The sequence below is a fragment of the Bacillus sp. DJP31 genome (genome assembly GCF_049310945.1).
GTDB lineage: Bacteria > Bacillota > Bacilli > Bacillales > SA4 > Bacillus_BS.
Window position 1 is genome coordinate 195805 of sequence record NZ_JBMERO010000004.1, and the last position, 26308, is coordinate 222112.

30 protein-coding genes and 2 pseudogenes are annotated in these 26308 nt (G+C 37.3%); 27 read left to right on the plus strand and 5 right to left on the minus strand.

Features of this window, described 5'->3' with window-relative positions; translation table 11 throughout:
• Window positions 1–113: 113 nt before the first annotated feature.
• The 6 genes from ACOI1C_RS06440 (at window position 114) to ACOI1C_RS06465 (ending at window position 4403) form a co-directional block, all read left to right on the plus strand.
• Window positions 114–1280, plus strand: coding sequence for a DUF4062 domain-containing protein (locus tag ACOI1C_RS06440; RefSeq protein ID WP_422509133.1), 1167 nt, complete (start codon window positions 114–116; stop codon window positions 1278–1280).
• Window positions 1280–1453, plus strand: coding sequence for a hypothetical protein (locus ACOI1C_RS06445; protein WP_422509135.1), 174 nt, complete (start codon window positions 1280–1282; stop codon window positions 1451–1453). The genes ACOI1C_RS06440 and ACOI1C_RS06445 overlap by 1 nt, the downstream gene beginning before the upstream one ends.
• A gap of 155 nt (window positions 1454–1608) precedes the next feature.
• On the plus strand, window positions 1609–1932 hold the full coding sequence (locus ACOI1C_RS06450; protein ID WP_422509137.1) for a phosphoribosyl-ATP pyrophosphohydrolase: 324 nt from the start codon (window positions 1609–1611) through the stop codon (window positions 1930–1932).
• Between the two features lie 24 nt (window positions 1933–1956).
• Entirely contained in the window at window positions 1957–2358 is a 402-nt protein-coding gene (locus tag ACOI1C_RS06455; RefSeq protein WP_422509139.1) for a hypothetical protein, read from the plus strand.
• Window positions 2322–3113 (plus strand): HNH endonuclease, encoded by a 792-nt coding sequence (locus ACOI1C_RS06460; protein ID WP_422509141.1) that lies wholly within the window; start codon window positions 2322–2324, stop codon window positions 3111–3113. Before ACOI1C_RS06455 ends, ACOI1C_RS06460 begins: the two co-directional genes overlap by 37 nt.
• 303 nt (window positions 3114–3416) lie before the next feature.
• On the plus strand, window positions 3417–4403 hold the full coding sequence (locus ACOI1C_RS06465; protein ID WP_422509143.1) for an NAD(P)-dependent alcohol dehydrogenase: 987 nt from the start codon (window positions 3417–3419) through the stop codon (window positions 4401–4403).
• A gap of 228 nt (window positions 4404–4631) precedes the next feature.
• On the opposite strand, the gene ACOI1C_RS06470 is transcribed toward ACOI1C_RS06465, so the two are convergent.
• Both ACOI1C_RS06470 and ACOI1C_RS06475 read right to left on the minus strand, forming a co-directional pair.
• On the minus strand, window positions 4632–4763 hold the full coding sequence (locus ACOI1C_RS06470; protein ID WP_422509144.1) for a hypothetical protein: 132 nt from the start codon (window positions 4761–4763) through the stop codon (window positions 4632–4634).
• A gap of 118 nt (window positions 4764–4881) precedes the next feature.
• Complete coding sequence (locus ACOI1C_RS06475) at window positions 4882–6057, minus strand: M20 family metallopeptidase (protein ID WP_422509146.1); 1176 nt, start codon at window positions 6055–6057, stop codon at window positions 4882–4884.
• Window positions 6058–6321: 264 nt separating this feature from the next.
• Between ACOI1C_RS06475 and ACOI1C_RS06480 the strand changes: the two genes are divergently transcribed.
• The 6 genes from ACOI1C_RS06480 to ACOI1C_RS06505 all read left to right on the plus strand — a co-directional run bounded on the left by ACOI1C_RS06480 (window position 6322) and on the right by ACOI1C_RS06505 (window position 10039).
• Entirely contained in the window at window positions 6322–7554 is a 1233-nt protein-coding gene (locus tag ACOI1C_RS06480) for an MFS transporter (RefSeq protein ID WP_422509148.1), read from the plus strand.
• Window positions 7555–8056: 502 nt separating this feature from the next.
• Complete coding sequence (locus ACOI1C_RS06485; RefSeq protein ID WP_422509150.1) at window positions 8057–8194, plus strand: hypothetical protein; 138 nt, start codon at window positions 8057–8059, stop codon at window positions 8192–8194.
• Between the two features lie 75 nt (window positions 8195–8269).
• Window positions 8270–8521, plus strand: a complete 252-nt coding sequence (locus tag ACOI1C_RS06490) for a DoxX family protein (protein ID WP_422509153.1) — start codon at window positions 8270–8272, stop codon at window positions 8519–8521.
• 139 nt (window positions 8522–8660) lie between these two features.
• Entirely contained in the window at window positions 8661–8843 is a 183-nt protein-coding gene (locus ACOI1C_RS06495; protein ID WP_422509155.1) for a hypothetical protein, read from the plus strand.
• A 585-nt stretch (window positions 8844–9428) separates the two neighbouring features.
• Window positions 9429–9707, plus strand: a complete 279-nt coding sequence (locus ACOI1C_RS06500) for a hypothetical protein (protein WP_422509157.1) — start codon at window positions 9429–9431, stop codon at window positions 9705–9707.
• On the plus strand, window positions 9707–10039 hold the full coding sequence (locus tag ACOI1C_RS06505; RefSeq protein ID WP_422509159.1) for a hypothetical protein: 333 nt from the start codon (window positions 9707–9709) through the stop codon (window positions 10037–10039). The genes ACOI1C_RS06500 and ACOI1C_RS06505 overlap by 1 nt, the downstream gene beginning before the upstream one ends.
• 72 nt (window positions 10040–10111) lie before the next feature.
• Here ACOI1C_RS06505 and ACOI1C_RS06510 read toward each other — a convergent pair whose 3' ends face one another.
• The 3 genes and pseudogenes from ACOI1C_RS06510 to ACOI1C_RS06520 all read right to left on the minus strand — a co-directional run.
• Window positions 10112–10363 (minus strand): hypothetical protein, encoded by a 252-nt coding sequence (locus ACOI1C_RS06510; protein WP_422509161.1) that lies wholly within the window; start codon window positions 10361–10363, stop codon window positions 10112–10114.
• Window positions 10364–11033: 670 nt separating this feature from the next.
• The gene (locus ACOI1C_RS06515; protein WP_422509162.1) at window positions 11034–11282 is read right to left on the minus strand and encodes a hypothetical protein; all 249 of its coding nucleotides are present in this window, start codon (window positions 11280–11282) and stop codon (window positions 11034–11036) included.
• A 296-nt stretch (window positions 11283–11578) separates the two neighbouring features.
• Window positions 11579–11689: pseudogene (locus ACOI1C_RS06520) on the minus strand (replication protein); the annotation flags it as partial.
• A gap of 487 nt (window positions 11690–12176) precedes the next feature.
• Here ACOI1C_RS06520 and ACOI1C_RS06525 point away from each other — a divergent pair.
• The 15 genes and pseudogenes from ACOI1C_RS06525 to ACOI1C_RS06595 all read left to right on the plus strand — a co-directional run.
• On the plus strand, window positions 12177–12542 hold the full coding sequence (locus tag ACOI1C_RS06525; protein WP_422509164.1) for a GNAT family N-acetyltransferase: 366 nt from the start codon (window positions 12177–12179) through the stop codon (window positions 12540–12542).
• Between the two features lie 346 nt (window positions 12543–12888).
• Window positions 12889–14445: an AraC family transcriptional regulator gene (locus ACOI1C_RS06530; protein WP_422509166.1), complete on the plus strand. Its 1557-nt coding sequence runs from the start codon at window positions 12889–12891 to the stop codon at window positions 14443–14445.
• 107 nt (window positions 14446–14552) lie between these two features.
• On the plus strand, window positions 14553–15566 hold the full coding sequence (locus ACOI1C_RS06535) for an ABC transporter substrate-binding protein (RefSeq protein ID WP_422509168.1): 1014 nt from the start codon (window positions 14553–14555) through the stop codon (window positions 15564–15566).
• Window positions 15567–15634: 68 nt separating this feature from the next.
• Window positions 15635–16420: a hypothetical protein gene (locus ACOI1C_RS06540; protein ID WP_422509170.1), complete on the plus strand. Its 786-nt coding sequence runs from the start codon at window positions 15635–15637 to the stop codon at window positions 16418–16420.
• Between the two features lie 309 nt (window positions 16421–16729).
• The gene (locus ACOI1C_RS06545; RefSeq protein ID WP_422509172.1) at window positions 16730–17119 is read left to right on the plus strand and encodes an AraC family ligand binding domain-containing protein; all 390 of its coding nucleotides are present in this window, start codon (window positions 16730–16732) and stop codon (window positions 17117–17119) included.
• 106 nt (window positions 17120–17225) lie between these two features.
• Window positions 17226–18431, plus strand: coding sequence for an IS200/IS605 family element RNA-guided endonuclease TnpB (gene tnpB, locus ACOI1C_RS06550; RefSeq protein WP_422509174.1), 1206 nt, complete (start codon window positions 17226–17228; stop codon window positions 18429–18431).
• Between the two features lie 214 nt (window positions 18432–18645).
• Window positions 18646–19781 (plus strand): annotated as a pseudogene (locus ACOI1C_RS06555) (IS4 family transposase).
• Between the two features lie 52 nt (window positions 19782–19833).
• Window positions 19834–20130, plus strand: a complete 297-nt coding sequence (locus ACOI1C_RS06560; protein WP_422509214.1) for a helix-turn-helix domain-containing protein — start codon at window positions 19834–19836, stop codon at window positions 20128–20130.
• 149 nt (window positions 20131–20279) lie between these two features.
• The gene (locus ACOI1C_RS06565) at window positions 20280–20873 is read left to right on the plus strand and encodes a nitroreductase family protein (protein ID WP_422509176.1); all 594 of its coding nucleotides are present in this window, start codon (window positions 20280–20282) and stop codon (window positions 20871–20873) included.
• Window positions 20874–20888: 15 nt separating this feature from the next.
• Complete coding sequence (locus tag ACOI1C_RS06570; RefSeq protein ID WP_422509178.1) at window positions 20889–21731, plus strand: class I SAM-dependent methyltransferase; 843 nt, start codon at window positions 20889–20891, stop codon at window positions 21729–21731.
• A gap of 14 nt (window positions 21732–21745) precedes the next feature.
• Window positions 21746–22681, plus strand: a complete 936-nt coding sequence (locus tag ACOI1C_RS06575; protein WP_422509180.1) for an ABC transporter substrate-binding protein — start codon at window positions 21746–21748, stop codon at window positions 22679–22681.
• 194 nt (window positions 22682–22875) lie between these two features.
• Window positions 22876–23922 (plus strand): FecCD family ABC transporter permease, encoded by a 1047-nt coding sequence (locus ACOI1C_RS06580; RefSeq protein ID WP_422509182.1) that lies wholly within the window; start codon window positions 22876–22878, stop codon window positions 23920–23922.
• Entirely contained in the window at window positions 23922–24941 is a 1020-nt protein-coding gene (locus ACOI1C_RS06585; RefSeq protein ID WP_422509184.1) for a FecCD family ABC transporter permease, read from the plus strand. Before ACOI1C_RS06580 ends, ACOI1C_RS06585 begins: the two co-directional genes overlap by 1 nt.
• An 18-nt stretch (window positions 24942–24959) precedes the next feature.
• Entirely contained in the window at window positions 24960–25790 is an 831-nt protein-coding gene (locus tag ACOI1C_RS06590) for an ABC transporter ATP-binding protein (RefSeq protein ID WP_422509186.1), read from the plus strand.
• Between the two features lie 366 nt (window positions 25791–26156).
• Window positions 26157–26308 (plus strand): ATP-binding protein (locus ACOI1C_RS06595; RefSeq protein ID WP_422509216.1); only part of this gene is annotated, 152 nt, incomplete at its 3' end.

Here is a 26308-nt window from a genome sequence, read left to right on the forward strand (position 1 = left end):
AACAAGTATCAAGGGAATTGATTTCGGACTTTTTGATTTCCATGAATGGGTAAAAGGATTAAGGAAGAATATGTCGAATAATACATTATACGATTATTAAAGAGGTGTTTATATTGGCTGAGCCTGCAAAGATTTTTATAAGTTCCGCTGCTGAATCAGGCTTAAGCCGATTAAGAGATTCTATACACATTGAATTAAAAAAAATGGAACATAATCCACAAATATATGAAAAAGATTTCGGTCCATGGCCAGCGCAGAATTTAGTAGAAAATTGTATAGACCATGTATTAAGATGCGATATCTTTCTCTTATTTATTTCACATAAAGCTGGAAATTACAGTGAGAGATATAAAGCAACGGTAACTCATATTGAATTTCAAAAGGCACATCAGAATAAGAAACATATAATAGTTTTTGTACAAGACGAAATTTATCGTTTATTCTGGAATGACCTGCGTTGGACTATTGGTGAAATGGTTGAAGCATTTAAAGAAGCTAACAATGGTATGGAACCAGATACTTATCGGAATATTGCTGAGGAAGCTTGGAATAAGCATCCTGATAAATCAGAAGGGTTTGACTCTTATGTGTGGGGATTCTTATATGATATTTATCAAAAAGGCCACTATCTTGAACAGATATCATTAGGAGTAGATGGATTAAAGACAATTAAGCAATACTTCAGTGATTTATTTCGTCAAGGAAGTAAATACCTTGCTCTAAAAAATGAAATTGATGATCAAATTGCTGAAGGTCCTACGTATCGTAAACATGCAGAATTTACTTCGAATATGATTGGGTATTTACAGGAAGGGGAAATACAAAATTCAAGAATGTTTTTGGAGTATTTACAACGGTACTTGAAAAAGGGTTCTATCTATACTAAACCTGGAACAGTTTTCGAAAAACTTCTGGGAGAATACGAATCTTGCTCTGGGAGCACACTTTATAAGAATGTTGATGCGGAATTACAGTTGATTGCTGCATCAGGAATGGCGAGTGACGACAATGATGCATACAATTTGGATGATAAATCTTCTTATGTTGTAAAAGCTTTTGAAAGTGGAAATCCAGAGTTATTTTATAGTGAAGGAAAGCGGCTATTTTATCTTGCTGTAAAATCAGGAAATTATGTAATCTGTTTTCATTATCCTGTCGATTCATTTTGGACAGAAGAGAACGTACAACACTTTAAAGTGGATATCATGCGTGATATAATGGAAACAGAACCAGCACTTTTCCGTAATTTTGCCATAAAATTACTAGGAGGGATTAGTTAATGAAATCACAGTTACTTCGTAATGATGATGAAAGAATCATACATGTTGCCTCCGGATCTGAAAAGGCTGCTGAAAAGTATATTGAAGCAAAAGCGAAACGGTTTGATGAAACAAATCGACGGTTACAAGACGCTTTCGGTGAAAAGACTAAACGAAGAGTTTACGGATATTAAGCAGTTTTACAATTTTTATATTAGCACTTTTTTAATAAAAAGAGGAAACCCATCTAAACCAGAAGGGTTTCCTCTTTATTGTCATATAATTACTGTATATTGAAACTAGATAGTATTTCTGATTTTATAAAAAGGGTAAAAGGAGTTTTTACGATATGCCACTTTACAATAAACTTGTCCGAGACCTAATTCCGGATGTAATTGATCGTGCTGGTAAAACATATTCTACAAGAATATTAGAAGATGAAGAGTACATACTTGAGTTAAAAAAGAAAAGCTTTGAAGAGCTTGAAGAGTATATGAAGACAACCAATACAGAAGAAGCAATGGAAGAATTAGCAGACTTATTAGAAATCATTCATGCTTTGGCCGAATGTCATGATACTTCTTTCAAAGAAATTGAAGTAATTAGGAAACAAAAGGCCATAACAAAAGGGGCATTTAAGAACAAGGTCTTTTTGATTGATGTAGAAGATTAAAATATAGTCGAAAAAAGGTGAAGTATGAGTCATAAACTGCAAGTAGGAGAAATGAGAGCAGAATACTTAACGGACAAAGATGTATGGTCCCATTTCAATTATATCTTTTCTCCAAAATCCAAAAATTCAACTACATATAAGTTTGTTCTCATTAAATCTATAATAGAAAACCTTTATAACGTCAACGATAGACTTGAATTAAGCTATGACAGCCTATTCAGTAGCTTTGCAAAGATTTATTGGAATCTAGTCATTCACCATAACCTTAACCAAATCAATATGATTGAGAAAAAGTCTGAGGTTCAAAAGATTCTATTAGAGCCTGTTCAAAAAGGAGGACAAAAAGAGCAAAGAAGTTCAAGGAAGCGAAGTCTTGAGCACCGGAGCGTATGTTTTGTATACGTGAGGAGCGGAAAGACGAGCTGACGAAGAAATTCGAAGCTATTTTTGCCGGACTTTTTGAACATCCTCTATTAGATGTCCAAGCCAAATATGATGTACCTAATACCTTAGTATTTGATAAGCTTTCTAGTGAAATGCAGCTTGATATTATAAATAAAGTTAAAAAACGATGTAAAATCAATGTTATGGGTGCTATTTACGGTGACACTGGGAGTACCATTTATGATTTTGACAATCAAAGGGAAGTTCTGAGAATGAACGGTTCCTATTATTCTTTCATGCAGAGGTTCCAACGGGTATTAACCTATTTAACAAACTATCAACTAGCTCTATTCTTAGAGAAATTTAATGAACAAGGTGATACCACTAGACTTTTACTAAAGGTTGAAAACGTCTCTAAAAGATCTTCGTTGGATCAATTCTACTATGTACTTGAAGCTTACTATAATGGTGAGTGCTTTTATTGTAGCAAGTCAATAAAAAAAAGGGATACCACACATGTAGATCATTTTATTCCATGGAGCTTTATTCAAGCGGATCAGTTATGGAATCTTGTCATATCTTGCAGCCCCTGCAACTTATCAAAGAGTGACAAGCTCGCTGATGACGTTTATTTGAGTGCACTTATTGATCGTAACAGGAACTTACTTAAAAGCCCGAATTTTAATTTGAGAGAAGACATGAAGGTCTATACCGCCAACAAGCTAGAACAACTATATCAGTATTCCGTTGATAATGGATTTACAGATATTTGGACTCCGAAGAGACGAATTATTTAGAGCTTTAGAAACTCGAGTGAGTATTTAGGGTTTTTCCATGCACTTTATTGGAACCTCTCTAATCCTTGAGATCTCCATATAAATAAGATAAGCAGAAAAACCCCCTGTATCAAAAGTAATTAATTTGATACAGGGGGTTTTTTACATATGTTGAATTAAAAGAAAGTAGTGAACAACGCAATAATTAGTGTTACCTTACAGCAATCATGGAACTTTATTTTATTTATTCAGAAAATTAATATAAACTAAAATTCAAATGTATATAGTAGATAGTACTGACTTCAATTAAGAGGAGAAATACTTATGAAAGCGATTGTATACACAGAATACGGATCATCTGATGTTCTTCAGCTCACAGAGGTAGGAAAACCTACTCCCAAGGACAATGAAGTGCTGGTAAAAGTTTACGCGGCATCGGTAAACCCATTGGACTGGCATTTCATGAGAGGTACACCGTACCTGGTGCGCCTAAATGCCGGGCTGCGCAGACCAAAGAGTCATGTATTGGGAGTTGATGTTGCAGGAAAGGTTGAAGCTGTTGGCAAGGACGTGAAAGAGTTTCAACCGGGGGATGATGTATTCGGTGCGTGTAATGGAGCTTTTGCCGAGTATGTGTGTGCTTCTGAAAGGTCGTTGGTGAAGAAACCAGCCAAAGTGTCGTTTGAACAAGCGGCGGCCGTACCGATAGCATCGTTCACTGCCGTCCAGGGTCTTCGTAATCAAGGACAGATTCAGCCAGGGCAGAAAGTCTTGATTAATGGTGCCGCAGGAGGTGTGGGCACATTCGCCGTACAGATTGCCAAATCGTTCGGAGCGGAAGTGACTGGCGTTTGCAGCACAAGGAATGTGGACATGGTCCGCTCAATCGGTGCGGATCACGTCATCGATTACACCCAAGAGGATTTCACTCAAAGTGGGCAACGCTATGACCAGATTTTCGATACGGTGGGGAATCGTTCTCTGTCAGATTGCAGGCGGGCATTGGGCCAAAGCGGGACGCTTGTTCTTGTGGGGGGGCCAGACAAGGGGCGTTTGCTGGGGCCTATGAATCGTTCGCTTAGAGGGCTGGTGATGTCACGGTTCGTGAGTCAAAGAATGGTGATGCTTATGGCAGCGTGGAGCAAAGATGACCTTGTCTTGATGCAAGAGCTACTTAGTAATGGAAAAGTAACACCGGTCATCGACAGACGTTACACGTTGAGTGAAGTTCCTGAAGCTATCCGCTATCTGGAAGAGGGCCACGCTCAAGGAAAAGTCGTAATAACCTTGGAACATAACAACGAAGACTAACAAATCTTTTTTACTATCGTTACTTTCATTATAATTTTTTAATTAACAGAGACTCACATGTTTGAAAAAGGAGATCGGAGAAGTCATTTCTCTAGAAGTTGAATCCATTTCCTCTGTATGAAAGTAATCTACTTAGCTTTATTCATGATTAATGCCAATCTGGCTTATATGTATAAGATTACATGGGACGGTTAGAGGAAGTAACTAGTGAACATGATAGGGAGTTTCTTATAAACTAGACATAATCATTTCCTCTATCATTAAAACGGTTGAATAAAGAAAAGCTCTCCCATAGGAACCCACCTCTGGAAGAGCTTCTTCTTTTTTATCATTCCAGTTATTACCCTTTAAATAGCTCACCGCCCATCCCGCGGAAAGGGAGCAACCTGAAGTGGAAATCAACAGGTATTAGCACATAACTTTTAAATTAATGGACTTTTTCAGCAGTCTCAACCCGTCCCATTGACCCATAACTTAGCTATATAGTGGGTTTTCCCTTATCAAATTCCTCACGAATCTCCTTCAAAAGTTCTGGGTTCGTCAACACGTCTAAGCCTGTTAATGCTAGTGTTTTTGCGCCTATTATCATACCTTCTCGACCTTGTTCACTCATGGCAGCCTCTCTGAAACCAGGAGTATGACAAGCATGTCTTTCTTTACATATTTGAATATATGGATGAATGGAAGGTACAACTTGACTGACATTCCCCATATCTAACGAGCCTGTATCACCAACACTTTCTACGATTTCTGCTATGTCCACTCCAAGTGAAACAAGTGAATCGGTAAAGGCATTTGATAAATGTTCATTTGTAATCATATCGTCGTATGAGAATTCGTAATTTGAGATTTCTAAACTTGCACCTGTAGCGAGTGCAGCCCCCCTAGCACAATCCTTCACTTTTTCAGTGACCTCATTCACATAATCTCTACTAGACGCACGAACATAAAACTGAGCAACAGCATAATCAGGTACAATATTTGCTGCTAAGCCCCCTTCAGGGATGATACCGTGAATTCGGACATCTGACTTAACATGTTGCCTTAGAGCATTGATCGAATTAAACGTTTGTATGACAGCATCCAGTGCATTGATTCCTTCATGTGGTGCTGCTGCAGCATGGGCTGCACGTCCACGAAATTCAAATTGAATAGCATCCATCGCTAGTGATGTACCACTTTTTTTGTATTGATAGAAGGGGTGAACCATCATGGCTACATCTAAATGATCAAATAGACCCTGCTCAGCCATTGTGACCTTTCCACCTTTTGTTTCTTCAGCAGGCGTTCCATACACATACACCATCCCGCCGCTTTCATGGAGCACAGAACTTAATCCAATCCCAGCAGCAATGGCCATTGTACCGATTAAATTATGGCCACAAGCATGCCCAAGACCGGGTAAAGCATCATATTCAGCCATAAAACCAACCGAAGGACCAGGCTTACCACTATCAAACACTGCTGTAAACGCAGTTGGTAAATCACATGTACCAATTTCAACCGTGAAGCCATGTTCCTTTAATGTATCTGTTAGTACTTTACAAGCCTTAAACTCCTCATGACCAAGCTCTGGATTTTCACCTATATATGTACTAATTTCATAAAATTCTTGTTGAAGTTCATCTATTCTCTTAATAATTGCCTCTCTCATAAATCTAGTCTCCTCTATAATATGGTTCCTTTCATTACATCATAAAAAAGGCTTATAAGGAAGAGTTTAATAAGATATGGGGTCAGTCCATTGATAACGGTAGCTAGTAATTTTATTGATGGTTTAGTCCACGAATTTTTTACTTTCTTATTCCATGAAAATCTCTCATCACCTGTTAAGGATAATAAAGAACACCCAGGAACAGGTTCCTTCATAATGAAAAAATTCATATCATAGTGTAAAACCTAACTGGGGTAGATATCAATGGATAAACAAAATAGCCGGTATAGATGGGTTGTATTTGCTTCTGTGTTGTTTACGTATCTAGTTATATCAAGCCAACGGACCGCTCCAGGGTTGATAACAGATCAAGTCATGTTGGATTTTGGTGTAACGGCAACCACCATTGGCTTAGTGACAAGTATCCAGTTCTTTGTGTACACGGGTTTGCAAATTCCAATGGGTATCATGGCAGATCGTTTTGGCCCCAATTTCTTTCTAATTTTTGGAGCCATTCTTACAGGTGTAGGTACAGTCATCTATAGTTTAGGCACACATGAGTTTGTCCTATTTTTCGCGAGAATGTTGACAGGGATTGGAGATGCGACCATATGGGTTAACATGGTGTTAATGTTGAGTCAATGGTTCAATGCGAAGGAATTTACACGATTAATTGGTGTAACTGCTATGACAGGAAGTCTTGGTTTTCTTGTAGCAACTGTCCCTTTCTCATTATGGATTGACTTACTTGGTTGGAGGCCAGCTTTTTTTTCAGCGGGATTACTTCTTATACTTTGTGGGGTTGTCCTTTATTTTGTACTTATAAAAAAACCAAATCAGTCGTTCTTTACAAAGAAAGAAATACAGCGTGAAAAAACATCGGTTCTTATACGAAGAATATTTTCCAGTCGGCAGGCTTGGGCTTTATTTTTATGTCATTTTGGGCTAGTCGGAACTTATGTTGGGTTTATTAGTTCGTGGGGAGTACCTTATGGGATGACGGTGTATGGAATGACACGGTCTGATGCGAGCGAACTTATGATGATTGGACTCATTGGGGCACTGATTGGTGCTCCACTTGGTGGTTGGATTTCAAGTCGATTAGGAACGATCAAACGTCCATATATTTTTGTCCATATCCTTTCATTAGTCACGTGGTCTGTCTTTCTCTTTTTTATCAATCATCCACCGTTTTTCTTAGTGATGGTGCTATTCTTCATCATTGGCCTTGCCTATGGGGCAAATGCCTTAACGTTTGCGGCCGTTCGCCAATCTTTCCCTATAAAAGAAGCTGGCTTTGTCTCCGGATTCGCCAACACAGGTGGTTTCCTAAGTGCCGTTTTACTGCCAAGCATTATTGGAAAAGTATTAGATTCTTTCGCTGAATCTTCTGGCAGTATAAGTGCTGGCTATTATTACGGATTCATCACTCCAGTCATCTTCTCCATGATTGGCTTGATTGGAGTCATTCTTGTTAAGGAAAAGCGTCAATTGTAGTGGTCACCATGCTTCAAAAGTATTATTCGTCGCAAACAAAAAGAAGTAGCCGTCTAACCTGTAGCAAGGATTCTAGACAGTTACTTCCTTTTGATTATATACATCGAATCTTTTGGCTAACCTCTTAATGCGGATGTAGTTGCCGATCAGGTGTTTGCGCACCTGATCTCTTTTTATTATATGTTCATTTATATATTTTTTTTGCGTAATAATAGGGAACGCATTTTGCCACCTGACCCGACGCTTTAATACGTTACAGCACTGGGTATCAGGCATTAGATTCCCACATTCAAGGAAAATTGTCTTATAATTACTGTATATTGAAACTATTTAATATGTCTGGTTATATAAAGGGTAAAAGGGATTTTTACGATATGCTACTCTACAATAAACTTGTCCGAGATCTAATTCAGGATATAATTGATCGTGCTGGTAAAAGATATTCGACATGAATTCTAGAAACCAGTTGATAGGAAGTCTAAACTTTTAAAGGAAAATGACAATGACGAGAAAAGTGCCTTATCACCTAGTTGATCTTTTTGCAGAAAATAAATACGAAGGGAATCAATTAGCGGTATTTCTTGATTCATCATCTTTGACAGTTAGTGAAATGTTACAGATTGCAAAAGAAGTAAATTAGGAATCTATTAATAACCCCATTTCAAAAAGTCTGCTATGGACGGCGAGAATTAAGAGTGGGCTTGTCATTCTTATTATGATTTTCGACAGCTTATTCAAATTGCTAAAAATAGCTCATATAGTGGAAGCAACACTTGAACTAGGATTTTCTGAACATCATCTTGTCGTGATCGGAATACTCGGTCTCCTTTCTGTGATTCTTTACAACATACCTCGTTTATCAGTCCTAGGTGTATTGCTGCTGACGGAGTATATTGGAGTGGCCATTGCTACACATATTCGTCTGGGTAACCCTTTTTTTCTCATACACTTTTTCCAGTCTATATAGCTGTTTTGGCTTTTGGAGGTATTTGGCTGAGATATAAAAGATTGCGAATGCTGTTTTCAACGGGCAAGTAACAAAAAATAGAATGTTTCACAAAAAAGGAGAAAGAAGTCTTTTGTCGAAATGTAGGTGAAATGTACTAATGAAAGGAGTTCATCATTTTGACAAAAGACCTCAATATCCTAGAGAAACCACAATGACATTGGCTTTCATTCTCTCGCCGTTATGTTCAAAGATTAATCCCTCTAGTTTTACGAGTATTCCACTTCCAAAAGTGAAAGATGTTATTGAAACAAATTTCCCGTCAATTGAAATTAAAGACTGAGGGATGAATCTTAATTTTCTACTTGAAGACGAGACGATTGCCACATTGAATTCGAATCAACTACCCTCACAGAAAAAGACCTCATTCGTTTCGTCCACAATGATCTTCAGCTCTATGCCACGCCATTCTAAATTTAGTTTCCTAGCATAATTGAAAGGATAGAATTTTAAGGTACGTCTACTTCGGCTAAACAGTAGAACTTCTTTATAATAGATTTTTTCCTATCGGATATTGGAAAAAATTCCACTATAGTAAGCTCAGCTCAATATAGAAGTTCAAGATATTATTATGACTATACGATATGAGAGTCTTGTCCTTAGACTTACCTCAACTTATGACCGGTTGAAGTCTTGAAAAAATAGATTGCAACGAGTAATAAGGAAATTAATTTGGACAAGACATTTGAAGTACTCCAAAGTGCTGAAATGAAGTTGTATATAGCTAGTAACACCAATTAGAATTTGTTTGGGGATTAATATTACGAGGAGGGAAGAGTAAAAGTGAGACAAGGTATAAAGGAAAAAGTCCTATTCATTAGTTAATAAGAACGGTCTGAAATGGAAGATAGGTAAAGATCTAAAACATTTGGATACGAGAAAACAATATGGTCATATTCCTGTTGATTTTTCAATGAGGGACTACGAAAATGTTATAATTAATGATAAAGAAAGCGATGTCTATTTATATTTTGTTAGAGGATTCAAGAAAGATTACTTTGTTTTTGGCGATGGAAAATGGATTGTAATAGTAGGAGAAGATGCAATTACGGAAACATCTTTTCAAATTGAAGGGGAATACACCCAATATCTTTCTTGGAAAAAGGGTTACATGTATCTTGGAAAAGAAGAAGAGGTGATTAATTGATGTCAGAATATAATAAGAGTGTTGATATTTATGGGAAATGTATAGGTGATTATGAGATCAGCCCATTTGAATCGGTTGACATGTTGCATAGGCGAAGCAATTTAGAAAGTGTAATCCATGAACTCACAAAAGATGAAAGACTCAAATTATTAAGTTACGACATGGAATTAATTAAAAATGCTATATTGATGGCTGCGCATATTGGTAAGGTCTATGATTTCTCTCTATCAGATGAACCACTTAGTGAATGGTGGTGGCATTTAGATAAAGTAGCAAATGGAACAATTGGCTTTCAATTGCGTGCTGAGGTTGGATCTGATATGGCTATTTAATTGTAAAAGGAAAGCATGGGGACGGTTCTTCTGCTTCCAAATGGAAGCAAGAGGACAGTCCAAATGCTTCTTCTATAATGCTAGTTTCATTGCCGCGATCACAAGTTCATCGTTTTGATTATTGCACAATGCTTCTATTTTTTCAGCTAGGTAGCTACTAAGTGTTCTAAATCCATTTTTCTCAAAGAATTGAAACGGGTTAGGAGAGGGTACGCCCGCGTCTTCTACAATAATCTTATCTTTGTTCTTTGAAGAACTCTTAAGTGAATTTTCTGAAGTATTCACTGGTAATGGGAGGGCATGTTGTCCATACTCGCTGGCCATTCTGGACGATCATTTGTGTCAACTTGTCCACCCATCCTGTCCACTATGTCCTCTTCATTTGGCCATTTCCCCTATGTATACTTCATCTTGAGTCTTCAGTGTTTCTAATCTTTCGGAATCAATTCAATACCATTTTATTTGATCTAATTTGAGTGTATTGAAGTTTTTAAGAGATGAAAATTTGTTGCTGCTCTAGCTTTGTAAAAATCCTTTTAAAACAACGTTGACATTGATTTTCGAATTTTATGAGAAAAGTTATAATTTTTCTTATAGAGTCTGTTCAAAAAGGAGGACAAAAAGAGCAAAGAAGTTCGAGGAAGCGAAGTCTTGAGCACCGGAGCGTATGTTTTGTATACGTGAGGAGCGGAGAGACGAGCTGACGAAGAAATTTGAGCTTAATGGAAGCAAGAGAACCGTCCCCATACCACACTAGTCAGTGTCGTCCGCTATTGGTGTTGAAAAGGGAACCATAGTCGAAAATATTATCATGGCGACATGGAATTTGTAGAAATCAGATGACGGAGAAAAATTTGAATTGGATTCAATAGTTTCATAGGAATTTGAAATTAAGAACAGAAACAAAACCAGATTCATCAATCACTAGGTGTGGAAATATACTTTGAGGTCCAAAAAAATTCCGTAGATAAAATTTGAAGGAATAACAAAGAGGTTAGTTTTTACTTAATCTATTTAAGTACATTTCATGTTTTCCAGATTGTTCAGAAAGAAACTCAATGTCTCGATTTATATTCTTTGTATTTTTGTCTATTTTCTTTAGAATAGCAACGGTATCTTCATTAGCTGTTTGAGCAATGTTATTAATCGTTGTCTCCATACGATCTAATTGAGTTGTGACCTTATCAAATTTGCTATCAAATTTTTGTTCCAACTGTTGAATGGCTTTAAGTATTTGGTCCATAACTTTTCACCTCCTTGACTGTGATTATTATACCATGGTTAGATGGGACTGGTATACAATCCAAATGGTAAAAACGGTACCGTAACAAAACCTCTTCTTGATATTTGATTAAGCTAAACGATATTCAAAAACAGTATTATTTACTTCCTAAAGGAAGCGTGTGAATGAACTGACCTTGGGTGGAATCGCTACCATTTTAAACAATAAATTAAATCCATCATCTGTTGGGGAAAGCATGGGGACGGTTCTTCTGCTTCCAAATGGAAGCAAGAGGACAGTCTGTCTCCATACTTCTTCTATAATGCTAGTTTCATTGCCGCGATAACAAGTTCATCGTTTTGATCATTGCACCATGCTTCTATTTTTTCAGCTAGGCAGCTACTAAGTGTTCCAAATCCATTTTTCTCGAATAATTGAAACGGGTTAGGTGAGTGAGGGTACGCCCGCGTCTTCTACAATAATCTTATCTTTGTTCTTTGAAGAACTCTTAAGTGAATTTTTAAAACAACGTTGACATTGATTTTCGAATTTTATAAGAAAAGTTATAATTTTTCTTATAAGAGAATAGAACGGCCAAGGAAAAAGTAGAAGCTTAGGGATTGTTCTTCTAATTCCAAATGGACCCAAGAGAACTATTACCATGCTTGCTTCATAGGGGGGCTTAGGGACTTTGGATATAAATGCTTATGACCAACTACTAGTCTCGCCTTTTTGTGCGTATAACTTGTCCTTAATAGAACAGAATCGAATCTTCATTGATTCCTAAAAAAAGAAAACCAAATCCTACTAATTTTCATGTCGAACTGGTTATTTTGTGATAATTTTAAAGTAGGAACCCCAATAAGCAAGATTGTTGATGGTTAAATTAGATTAGGTGATAAAATCCTTTATTAAATGGGAAGCAGGAAATTCGCTAGAGAACTTGGTGTAAGTGATGTAGCGGTGTATGAAGAAAACGATTATGATGACAATACAATCAGTGTATATGGAACGATCGCAATTTTATCAGATTTATCTATTGGGAAAGAGTACCAAAGAAAAGGGTATGGCACCCAAGCAATGGAAGAGATTATTAATTACTGCAAAGCTTTAGGTATCGATTTTATTTTACTCAAACCCTTCCCTCCTAGTGGAGAGAATATGGATGAGATCGAAAGTCAAAGAAAGGTTAGTGAACTTCTAAGTTTTTATGAGCCACTTGAATTTAAGAAAACGATTGGGCGAGCAGAAGAAGTTCATTTGTGTTTACGATTGGTTTAAGTCTAGTAGTTTATCTTGTATAGAAGCATGGTGACAGTTCTTCTGCTTAATGGAAGCAAGAGAACCGTCCCCATGCTTCCGCCCATGCTTCCGGAATAATCAGCCTAAGGTTTAGTGTTAAATAAAAAAAACTTAGTCATTAAGCTAATAAGAATAATGGAAGCTAATTGGTAGGAATAGCTGTACATCTGCAACTTCTGCAGTAAACTTAAAAAAGTAAATAAAGTAAATTTAAATAGTCCATTGATTTAATGGGCTATTTTCTATATCATTATTTGATAATGATTATCAATATCGAGGTTTAATTTATATTAAAAGGAAAGAAATTAAGAAAGGAGGCAAAGGGATGTCTGGGGAAAGAGACGAATCATTAAAATTTAAACAGATTTTATTAAAGAAAGAAAAAAAGGAAACAGAATTTGTTGTTGACTTCTATACAATATTCTTTGTTTTATCGGGAGAGGCAAAGATGAAGAGTGATAACATAATCTATAGATTGAGCGAGCAATCGTGTATCGTAGTCACTCCATACTCTCCTATTTGCTTAAGTGAAATAAAAGAGTGTACTCCGCTTCATTATTATCAATTGTCTTTTCAGGTGGAGAATTCACAACAAACTTCCTTACTTGGGGAACATAAAAATCTTCACCCTCTCAAACTATTAGAAAAAATAGAGAGAATGTATGAATTAAGTAGAGATGAAAAATCAGGAATCTTAAGTGTAATAGAAGAGAATATGATATTCTTTGAGCTTTTGTATTTTATTTGTAAGGGAAAAGAAACGGGAATGAAGCAGAAAGATACAAAAGAAAAAATTCAGGAGTCTATTCACTATATTCATACCCATTATCATGATGAGCTCACGAGAGAATACTTAGCTCAAATGGCTGGGTTTAGTCCAGGTTATTATTCACATGCGTTTAAAAAAGTAATAGGCTCAAGTCCAATTGATTATGTAAATGAAGTAAGAATAGCCAAGGCAAAGGAATTACTTATTAGCTCACAGCATCGGTTAAAAACAGTAGCAAAAAGTGTTGGATTTCAAGACGAATTTTATTTTAGCCGCTTGTTTAAAAAGACAACAGGTATTTCGCCAACACACTATGTCAAGAAGAGTCGTACTAGAATTTTAAATGCAGATATTAGCTTTCAAGGTCATTTCAGAGCTTTAGATATAATTCCCTTTGCAACACTTGACTACGATTGCGAACAAGGCTACCGATTAAGGGTAGGTACAAATCCAACAAAGCATGACACTATTCCATCAATGGAAGGCATGCTCGAATCCCTTATTGAAATTAAACCAGATGTCATACTATGTGCAGATTATGATGATGAAAAAGTGAAGTTGCTACAAAAAGTGGCACCGACTGTTGTGATTCCATGGATGAAGCATGACTGGAGAGAACATTTTATGCAAATTGGGGATTTGTTTGGAAGAAAAAAGGAAACAGAGAAATGGCTGGCTGATTACGATACTAAGGCAGAAGTAGCTTCTACACTAGTAAAAGAAAAAGTAAGCATAGAGGATAGGATTATGATTGTTAGAATTTACAATGAACGGTTAACAGTCTACGGCAAAAGAAACATAGGAAATATCTTCTACAATGACTTGAAGTTAAAGCCTGTAGATATAGTGGCTGAAATTCCAACTGTTCAAAACCAGTATCCAATTACGTTCGCTCAGCTTATCTCCTATAAGCCAGATTATCTATTTATCATGGATTCTAGTGATTCTCAATCACAATGGTTATTAGAGTCGATTACAACCAATGAAGAATGGTATAACATTCCTGCTGTTAGGAAGAACCAGGTTCATTTCATTTCTAAATCGTGGTTGGATTACTCACCCACTTCTCATCTAGAACACCTAGAAGAAGCAGTAGGGTTACTTAGAACATGACAATAATCCAAAAGAGTCCAAACAATAGTCTATGGCAATGAAAAGAATAGCAGTTTATAATTCTAGTTGAGAAGAATAATCACTATCATTCAAAGGAGAGTCACAACGTGAAACTTAACCATTTCTTATTAAAAGCAATTGCAATTTTTACAGTAGCGTTAATGTTAGTGGGGTGCGGAACTTCAGAAGATGCCTCCACAAAAGAGGAGACAACAGTTAAAAATGCAGATTCTGAAAAAACGGAAGAAAAAGCAACTGCTGAAAAAGAAGAAGAGGTTTCTGAGACAAGAATATTTACACATTTCAATGGTGAAACAGAAATTCCAACTGAGCCAAAGCGTGTTGTTACTACGCAATGGCTAGGCCATATGTTAGCTCTTGGTGTAAAGCCAGTTGGAGCAGGAAGTTGGACATTAAACAATCCTTACTTTGAAGGTATGATAGACGGAATTGATGATATCGGAGAAGGGGAGGTTAGTTTAGAAAAAATTCTATCACTTGAGCCAGATCTCATTATTGCAACTGACGAAGAGGCAGAAATATATGAAGAACTTTCGAAAATTGCACCAACAATCTTGATTCCTTGGATGGAACATGATGTTAATGGTCATTTAAATATAGTTGCTGATGCCTTAGGAAAACAAGCAGAAGCAGAAACGTTTATTAAAGATTTTGAAAAGGTTGCTGCTGAAAAGTCAGAAAAAGTTCGCAACTATGTAAAGGAAGACGAGACGGTACTCATTTTCCGTATCTATCCAGACAGCTTTAGTGTGTATGGAGACCGTAATATGGGCCATGTATTTTATAACGGCTTAGGATTTACACCGCCAGCTTTAATTAGAGCTGAAATGGATAAGAATCCAGGCAAGTTTAATCAAAATAAAATTTCGCTTGAGGTACTTCCAGACTACAGTGCTGACCATTTGATTGTCATGGTGAATGACCTAAAAGAGGCAGAAGTTCAATTAAAAGAAATCCAAAGCACAAAATTGTGGCAGGGCCTACCTGCTGTTCAAAACAATAATGTTTATTATATTGAAAAAACACAATGGCTAGCGTATGATTCTACTTCGTTATTAGGACAATTAAAAGACGCAGCTGAGCTGTTTGACAAGGAATAAAAAGAAGCCATATCACTATGCTGTGATATGGCTTTGTTTATAACTACATAAGAAGGGAAGATACAAAAATGAACATAATGAATGAAAAACAATTAAATGAGAATTTCGCCATTATCTACAATGATCATCCTCAAAAAGTATATGGAATTAAATTATCAAATCTAATGGACCCACTAGAAATCAAAGAGTTTGTAATAATTTATAGTGAAAAGTTAAAAGCATTAACACCTCAGGTAGCAGCTACTTACTTCTGTAAATATTATGGATGGGCACTAGCGGGGTTTCATTATTTCCATTCTTTAAATTATAACGTGAATATGAGCCCTTCTAATATTGAAATCCAGTTATATTATGATGAAGGGCATGATTATTATGGTTTGGTGTTTAAGTTAGTAGACCCAATCCTTCAGCCTGGAAAGAAAGAAGGAATAGATGAAAGAATTCGGTACCTGTATAAAGAAAATGTAACTCCATTACTTGAAGCATTTGTGATAGAGACCGGTTTGAAAATTAGAGAACTATGGGGACAATTATGCATAGGACTATACTTTGGCTATGACTTTAATTTGAAAGAATCTATTACGGATGTGCAAAGACAGAATGTAATACAAGATTTTGACTATCTGACTAAAACCTTGGACTCAGAAATATTTAAGACTAAAAAGAATCCGCTTGATATTACATTTAAAATGATACCAAATGCCAGGAATCCAGAGGTATATCAACGAATGAAACCAACTTGCTGTCTATACTATCAAACAGAAGATGCAACAAATAAATGCTATGGTTGTCCAAGAATGAGCGATGCTGAAAGAGAAGTAAGAAGGCAGGAAATTATAGCGGATGCTAATTAAAATAGATTACGTCTTTTAACGAAAAATTGGTGTTTTAAATAAAAAATAACTAACGGATTGCCTACACAATGCCCTCTACGTAGTGATGAGGGTCTTGTGCATAGAGAGTAGTTAATGTTGAATATGAGATTGAGAATGAATATAATTATCATTAGGGTTAAAAGACCTTAGTTCTTTAAATGTGCTTTCTGTTTATTTTTATAAAAGAGGTAATCGGTATATGAATACACGAAATGTTCTGCAGAAGTTGAATAGCTATGTGTACTCAGTGGATTCTGTTGACCATTATATAAAGACGAATAATGGCCTTTGTATTTTGGCGAGGTTTATTCACACTGTCTTTGCTATATCAGTAAAGGTAGGGGAAAGGTAGACATAAACGGACAACTGTTTCCAATCGATACTGGCTCACTCTTTATCTTTTTACCGGGAATCGAAATTGAGGCCTCATCAGATGAGGAGGACTTGCCATTAGAGTTTTATATTGTTAAATTTTATTTTGCTATCGCCTATTATGAAGAGGAATGGATATTTGAACGTTTAACTCATTCAAAGTTCCCAATCGAAGGTCAGGTAATAGTACAGAATAAAGCACATATTTTAACTCTGTTTATAAATATGAAGAAGGCAGCCAATCGACAGGGGAAAATAGGCTCCATAAAGCTAAAGGCTTTATTCAATGAATTAATTTATGACTAAGCGGAGAACACTCGCTACTTTAGTGGTGAGATGAATCCGTTTTTTGTGTTCATTTAAGCACGCATGTTCTATAATGGAAAGAACTACTAAAAAGGAGGTGAGTCACTTGAAACAACACAAAGCCCATAAATTTAGAATCTTTCCCAATCAACAACAGCGAATTTTACTCAACAAAACGATTGGATGCACACGGTTTGTGTTCAATTTCCTCTTGGGCAAGCAAAAAGAACAAGATGCCTACTGGTACATCACCGAAGAAATGAAACAGAACGGTCAGCTTCCGCATAACCAATGGAAAGGTGATTTCTTCAACACGTATGCGTCCATTAAATCGCTTCCTGCTCTAAAAAAGCAGTATCCATTTCTAAAGGAAGTGGATAGTATTGCTCTGCAGAAATCCGTGGAAAATCTTGGCGATTCCTATTCTCGTTATTACAAAAAACAAAATCAATTTCCACGTTTTAAAAGCAAAAAGAATCCTGTGCAATCTTATACGACCAAACATACCAACGGAAACATTGAAGTCTTCGAGAATCACATCAAACTCCCTAAGTTAGGGCGTGTTCGCTATGCCAACAGTCGCAATGTGGAAGGTCGCCTGTTACATGCCACCATTAGACGAAATTCATCTGGAAAATACTTTATCTCCATTGTGACAGAAATCGAGATTCAGCCGTTACCGAAAACCCATTCTGCTTGTGGGGTTGATGTGGGCTTGAAGGATTTTGCCGTTGTCTCCGATGGACGTGTTCATCCAAATCCGCAATGGTTTCGTCAATATGAGAAGCAAGTAGCTGATGCACAGCGAATCCTATCCAGACGAATGGAGCGTGCCATGAGTCAAAACAAGCCATTATCCGATGCGAAAAACGTCCAAAAACAAAAGAAAAAAGTGGCTCGCCTTCATGAGAAAATCAAAAATATTCGTCATGACTATTTGCATAAAGTCTCTACCGAGATTGTCAAAAAACACGACATCATCGGCATCGAAGACTTGTCTATTGCAACTATGTTAAGAAATAAAGATCTCTCAAAAGCCATTAGTGAAGCATCGTGGTCTGAGTTTCGCAGGATGCTTGAATACAAAGCAAAATGGTACGGAAAACAAGTGATGGTAGTCGCCAAGAACTTTCCAAGCAGTCAGTTGTGTTCGTGTTGTGGCTATCAGCATAAAGCCGTTAAGAATCTGGCGTTGCGAGAATGGGACTGTCCTTCTTGTAAATCCCATCATCAACGAGATCTTAATGCAAGTATGAATCTAAAGAACGAAGCGATTCGTCTTTCAACCGTAGGGACTACGGGGGTAGCTTAGTCAAATAGAAGTCGATAGACTTCTTTACCTAAGAATCCTTCGACTTTAGTCGAGGGTAGTTCAAACGATTATAGAGGATGTTCGCTCACAATTAATAGAAGGCAATATCACGCGTGTTGATTATGAATAATTTCCCATAAAAAAGCGACAAAAAGGAACGCTCTCTTGTAAAATGTAAGTACGACCAAACAATTTACGAGAAGAGGCGTTCCCTATGAAAGAGCATACCATGTTTCCGAATTTGATTCAAAAGTTTATATCTGATGAAGAGTTACAGCCACTGATTGAGCTAATCGGCTATGAAGATACTGCACGAAAATTAACGGTTAAAATGCTGATCCAGTATCTTGTGACTGCGGCGAACTGTAAGTGGAAAAGTCTTCGCCATTGCTCGGATATCGGCGCTTTGGTGGGTCTTGTAGACGTTAATTATTCGACATTATCCAAAAAACTTGGTCAGCTTGATTATAGGTTAATGAAGCAGGTCTTTGCGCTGATTGTGAACAAATGTAATCGGGTGACTCGACGCGTACTAAAGATTCCAAACCGGTTGTTACTTGTAGATTCAACGACGATTACTGTTGGGAAAAGCCGGTTGCCTTGGGCGGTTTTTCACGGGGAACGTTCGGGCATCAAGTTTCATGTTAGCTTTACTCCAGAAACAAATATGCCTTTGAACGTCATTGAAACGATTGGTTTAAAACATGACGGACCTGTCGGTGAAGGGCTTGCAGACAAGCGTTTTGTACTTGTGGAAGACCGGGCTTATTTTAAAATCAAGCGCATCGAGCAGTTTGTTTTAGATGAACAGGATTTCGTGATCAGGTTAAAAGAAAATGTTGAATTGTCTACTATCAAGTCACTTCAACGCTTGTCAGAAAAGGATTCAAACGTCACACGCGACATCACTTGTCTTCTCGGTACCATTCAGTCACGTTCAGAAAGACGACATCGTGTTATCTTTTTTAAAGACAATGAAGGGCGTGAAATCCGCGTCGTGACAAGCTTACGCAATGTCTCAGCCGAAGTAATCGCCGACATGTATAAAGCAAGGTGGGGGATTGAGTCATTTTTCCGCTGGATTAAACAAAATCTAAATGTGCCGGTTTTATTCGGCACGACTGAAAACGCCGTCTACAACCAGCTTTTTGCGGCATTAATTGCGTATGTATTGCTTAATGGCTTTTTCAACAGACAAAGTCTTCTATTTTCAGACCAAAGCTGTCGCTCACGTCTTTCCAGCGAATGCTTCTGACAGGTGAATGACCGATTATTTGGAAGAACGCTTTAGCTTTATTTCTGCATAATTATTTCGCCACTAACAGGATTCGTCTGTCTATTTCTGGATAATCAACACGCCTGAGGCAATATACAACTAGGAATTGAACAAACGATTGATTATATTGAGGAGTATTATCAAAAACCTCTTACACTAGAAAAGCTTAGTAGTACTGTAGGTTTAAGTGTTAGTTATTATTCTAAGCTATTTAAAGAGTATGTAGGACAGACTCCGATTGATTACTTGACTACGGTAAGGATAAAAAAAGCAAAGGAAATTTTGCTTTTTTCCGATGAGAAACTGAAAGTGATATCCAATTTAGTTGGATATCAGGATGAATTTTACTTTAGTAGAGTATTCAAAAAGCACGTTGGCTGTTCACCAAAAGAATTTAGTAAACAAGTAAGATTGAAAAAATAGACCTATGGAGTGATAAGACTCCATAGGTTTTTTTATAGTAAAAAAAATAAGAAAGTCCATAAATCTAGATAGTTATGTCTATGGAGATGACGGTTTTCAGAGTTTAAAATAAATGAGAATGATATTCAATCACAACGAGGGGCGATTAAATGGAAAAAGCATTTCAAAGTGCACCGGAAGTAGTAAATGGAATTGAGAAAGTCATCCGTGAAAGAAGGAGTATTCGTGAATACAGAGATGAACCTGTAGAACGAGAACTAATCATAGAGTTGTTAAGTAGTTCAGTCTGGGCCCCTAATCACTTGAAGTGTGAGCCTTGGAGGTTCATATTGGTTGATGGAGAGAAAAGAGAGCAGATGCTGAAAGGAATACATGATTATTATAAAAGTATAGGGTTTTTAGAGAAATATTCTGAGAATCAGCTACTTAATTATAAAGAACAATTTCTACGTATTCCTGCACAGCTGATAGTAGTTATGAAAGATGAAGAGCAGGAGAAAAGGTGGGAGGAGGCCTTTGCTGCGACTTGTGCACTTGTTCAAAACTTTCAGCTGTTAGCCTGGGAACGTGGACTTGGAGTTGTATGGAAGACAAATGAACATAATGCTAGTCCTATTTTTAAAAGAAGCATTGGCGTGTTAGACTCAGAAAAAATTGTTGGAATCCTTCAGCTAGGGTATCCACTTACAATACCAAAGCCAAAACCTAGAAGGTCATTAGAAGAACTAATAACTATATTATAAAAAAGAGGTGCGATCATGGTTAAGGATATATTAGCAAATAAGTGGGAAGTAGGTGCTTCTCATTATGCAAAGGGTTCAACTGCGGTAAATGAAAATCTCTGGAAGGAGATTCTAGAGGACATTTATCTAGCAGACAAAAAGCTAGAAGTATTAGACGTTGGAACTGGTCCAGGAGTTGTCGCAATTATACTTGCAGAACTAGGCCACAATGTAACTGGACTTGATCTTTCTCAATCTATGCTTGATATAGCAAAAGACATAGCTACACAAAGAGGGATACACTGCAATTTCGTTCGAGGAGATGCTGAAGCACTTCCATTTGACAATGAAAGTTTTGACTTAGTAACAAACCGTCTTAACTTATGGACGTTACCTAATCCAGGTAAGGGTGTATATCATTGGGTACGTGTATTAAAGCCTGGCGGTAAATTAGCCGTTTTTGTAAATGACGTGAAGAACCCATATGAACAAACTAAGGAGTTAAAAAACGAAGATAGTAAACAACAGCACATTTTCTCAAAGGAATACTATGACACTTTTCAACACCTCCCGTTTGCAAGGGCGTTGCCATCCCAGGTGAAGGCTTTATTAGAAGCAGCAGGTCTAAGAGATGTGACAGTGAAACCTATTAAGGATGAGAGAAGGTATACAGTTGAACAGCTCATCGATTTCTTACGAACCAAAAATGTAGACGAATCGAAAATTACGAGCCTATTAGATAATAAACTTAATGAGGAACTCCTTCAGGAAACATTCGAATCTTTGAACCTAGTTGATACATTATTCAAAAAACTAGATAGTGGACAAGAGTTTGCTATAGTTCGACACATGGTAGGGGTTATTGGAGTAAAAGGGTAAAGGGAGAAATGAAAATGAAAAGGATAGTATTACTAGTTTTGCTCATATTCTTTGTAGGAACTCTTAGTGCATTTGGAAAATCTACTGCTACAGAAGTGACCATTGAAAAAACAAGCGAGGGCATTACAGTTACCCATTCCAAGGGAGAGGCTGTTTTTACTAGCTACCCTAAGAATATTGCTACACTTTCAGTATTTCATACCGATTACTTACTAGCATTAGGTATTATTCCTATATCGACTGTCACATATGATTACAAGTCACACAAGCATCTTCCATATTTAGAGGAGGAACTAGAAGGGGTATTTGAGTTAGGTAGCCAAAGTAGTCCTGATATTGAACGCCTAATCGATCGCTCCCCTGATTTGATTCTAGGAGAAAAAGAACATGAAAAGCACTATGATACGCTCAATAAAATAGCACCCACTATCATATTGGGAAAAACCGAAAACTGGCGTAGTTACTTAGAACAAGTGGCAGGGATAGTTGGGAAAGAAACGGAAGCAGAGGCTGTTATAGCAAACTATAATCAAAAAGCAGAAGCGGTAAAAGATAAGCTTGAAACAGAGGTCGGAGATGAAACTGTTTTATTTTTACGTGTTCGACCAAAGGAACTAAGAGTATATGGTGCTCAATGGAACATAGGTGATGTTCTCTATAAAGATTTGGGGCTAACACCTGCTTCATGTGTACCAATGGGTGAATGGGCTAAGCCAATCTCAAAAGAAGTTTTACCAGAGTGTAATCCTGATCATATTCTTCTCCAGGTTGATGATGATGAAAAATCACAAAAGCTGGTGGAAGAGCTGCTTGAACAAAGTTCTATATGGGGATATCTAGATGCTGTCAAGAATGGAAATGTTTATCCAATAGAACATTGGTTCATAATGAGTGGTCCTTTAAGTAATGAAGCTAAAATTAATAGAATAGAAGAATTGTTGATTAATTAGAACAATAGGGTTTCCCTTAATAAATGAGCATGACTCAAAATAGTCCATGTTAATAGTCATAAAAATCCATTGAACTTATCGGGGATAAAAGTTATTATACATAGTATAACAATGATAATGATTATCAATTTCAAAAATTGAAATACCCAACAAGAAAAGGAATGGAAGACATTATGGCTATTAGGAAGAGTGAAATGAAACAACAGGATACGTCGCAGGGGGATGAGAAAAAGGTTAAAATAACTTCTCGTCCACTTGTGGCTACACTAATTTTATTTGCCGGACTAGTTGTACTTTGTTTCGGTCTAGGAGTCTCGATTTCTTTAGGAGCAGCAGATATTGATTTATTGACTGTATGGAAAGCGGTGTTCCATTATAATCCAGAGCTTACCTCTCATCAAATTATTCAGGAGCTTCGGATGCCTCGAGCCTTAGCAGGTGCATTGGTAGGCGCATTTTTAGCGGTGTCTGGGGCGATTATGCAAGGAATGACAAGAAACCCATTGGCATCGCCTTCTATTATGGGGATTAGTGCAGGGTCTGCCTTTATGATTGCGATTGCTTTTGCATTTTTTCCTGGAACTTCTCATATTGGATTAATGATCTGGTCTTTTGTTGGTGCTGGCATGGCAGCATGTATTGTATTTGCAATTGGTTCTTTCTCAAAAGGTGGATTAACTCCAGTAAAATTAGCACTTGCAGGAACAGCTGTAGGAGCATTACTGGGGTCTATTTCATCAGCGATCGCAATACACTTTCATGTCGCTCAAGATATAAGCTTTTGGTATGCAGGTGGAGTGGCAGGTACAAAATGGATCAGTATTCAAATTATGATTCCAGTAGCAATTATCGGATTATGTTTAGCGCTTATTTTAGCTAGGTCAATTACTGTTCTTAGTTTGGGTGAAGATGTAGCAAAGGGATTAGGACAAAAAACTACGTTAGTTAAGGTTACAGGAACGATAGTCGTCTTACTTTTAACAGGAGCCGCAGTATCAGTTGCAGGAACAGTCGGTTTTATTGGACTTGTTATCCCTCACATAACTCGCTTTTTAGTAGGGGTCGATTATCGGTGGATTATCCCGTGCTCGGCCATTTTAGGAGCCCTATTATTAGTACTTGCTGACATTGGAGCACGAATGATAAATCCCCCTTTTGAAACACCGGTTGGCGCGATAACTGCAATGATAGGGGTACCGTTTTTCCTCTACTTAGCACGTCGGGAAAGGGGAGGATTGTAATGGAATTAGTGGATAAAACAAACAAGAAGCCTTTTGTGGCAATGGGAATTATATTTTTACTAATACTAATATCATTTTTTGTGAGCTTAAATATGGGCTATATACGTATTGCACCTTTTGATGTGATCAAAACATTTGTAGGAGCAGGAACGGAAAAAGATCAGTTAGTTCTCTTTGATTTCCGTTTACCAAGAATGGTGATTGCACTATTAATTGGAGCGGGCTTAGCAATATCAGGTGCAATTTTACAAGGTGTAGCTCAAAATGGTTTAGCTGACCCTGGAATTTTAGGTATTAATGCGGGAGCAGGTTTAGCTGTTGTATTATTTATTTTCTTTTTCCAGGGGTCGACCTCTTCACTTGGTACACTATCTATTTTTATTATGCCACTAGCAGCCTTAGGTGGAGGGGTTCTTGCAGCGTTTTTCATTTATATATTAGCTTGGAAGAAGGGTGTTACTCCTGTTCGTCTTATTTTAGTAGGTATTGGGATAAACGCTGCTTTTGGTGCTGCACTCATTATCTTTCAATTAAAGATGAACCCTAGTGACTTTATGCAAGCAACCATTTGGCTTTCAGGAAGTATTTGGGGAACAAATTGGAAGTTTGTTTTAGCTGTTTTGCCATGGATTCTAATTCTAATTCCATACACAATTTACAAGGCTCGCTATTTAAATGTGTTAAATCTAGGCGACCAAGTGGCCACAGGCTTAGGAGCAGCTGTGGAGAAGGAGCGCAGAATACTTTTACTGTTAGCTGTAGCTTTAGCGGGCTCTTGTGTAGCTGTTGGTGGTGGAATTGCCTTTTTAGGGCTTGTTGCACCTCATTTGGCTCGGAGAATTGTTGGACCAAAACATCAAATAATGTTACCAACAACTGCTTTAATGGGAGCATTACTACTACTTGTTGCTGATACAATCGGACGAAATATTTTATCACCATCAGAAATACCAGTAGGAATTGTAGCTTCAGTCCTTGGAGCACCATACTTTATTTACTTATTAATGAAAACTAACTAAAAGGAGTGGGTATGTCTAATGGTTATGTTATCAACCGAGCAACTTGGCATTTCATACGGAGATGTAGACATTGTAAAGGGACTAGACTTGAAAATTCCAGAGGGAAAAGTCACGACAATCATTGGACCTAATGGTTGTGGGAAATCTACTATTCTTAAAACGATGTCTCGTATACTAGAAGCGAAAGCAGGAGCGGTTTATTTAGATGGAAAAGCCATTCATAAAATATCAACAAAAGAAATTGCTAAAAAAATGGCGATTCTACCACAAACACCAGAAGCTCCAAGTGGGTTAACAGTTTACGAACTGGTCTCATATGGTCGTTTCCCACACCAGAGGGGATTTGGACGTTTGACAGATGAAGATCGCCGAATTGTCCGCTGGGCCATTGAGGTGACAGGTATGACAGTATTTCGTGATCGCCCAATTGAAGCATTATCCGGAGGACAAAGGCAACGTGTATGGATTGCTATGGCACTAGCACAGGAAACGGATTTACTTTTACTCGATGAACCGACCACTTATCTTGATTTAGCTCATCAGCTTGAAGTGCTAAAGTTGCTTGACCGTTTAAATAAGGAAGAGAAACGTACGATTGTTATGGTAATTCATGACTTAAACCATGCGGCACGTTTTGCGCACCATATGGTTGCAATTAATAATGGTAAGATTATCAAAGAGGGAAAGCCCAATGAAGTCATGACATCTGAAGTTTTAAAAGATGTATTTAATATTGATGCAGAAGTTGTTCCAGATCCAAGGACAGGTAGGCCTGTGTGCATTACTTATGATCTAGTGGAACAGGGATCTTTGGGTGAGAAAAAGCACTTAGTAGGTGCATTAGCTTAATGTAATAGACGAATTTAAAGGCCATATCACTTTTTGGGGGTATGGCTATTTTTAATCTTGTTAACCCAATGCACGATTTAGATAATTAATAAAGCAGATTCGTCCATCCGTATACTTGGGAGCCTTAACTCTTTACACAATTCAATGACTTCTAATTTTTTATCCACTTTTAAGCACTCCCTCATCCTTTTGATTAAACATTTTTGAAAAGGCCTTCATGTTTTGAATAGATTGTTCGACCGTTTCATCTGAATTAATGGTTCAAGAAGATCAGGTATTTCAAAAACCTGTATACGCAATTGATCTTTTGCACCAAGCGTTAACAAGAGAAAAAAATGATCGGCTTGTACGATCGAAATCGACCAGATTCGCTTAGCGAATTTTCCGGAGAAAAAAATACTTGAGGAATTAAAGATGGACGGCTTACCCGAAGACGCGCAAAAGAAGCTGCCCTATTTAAAGTCCCTTGATTTTATTAAGGCAGGACAGAATGTCATTTTGTCTGGATCGGCTGGAAC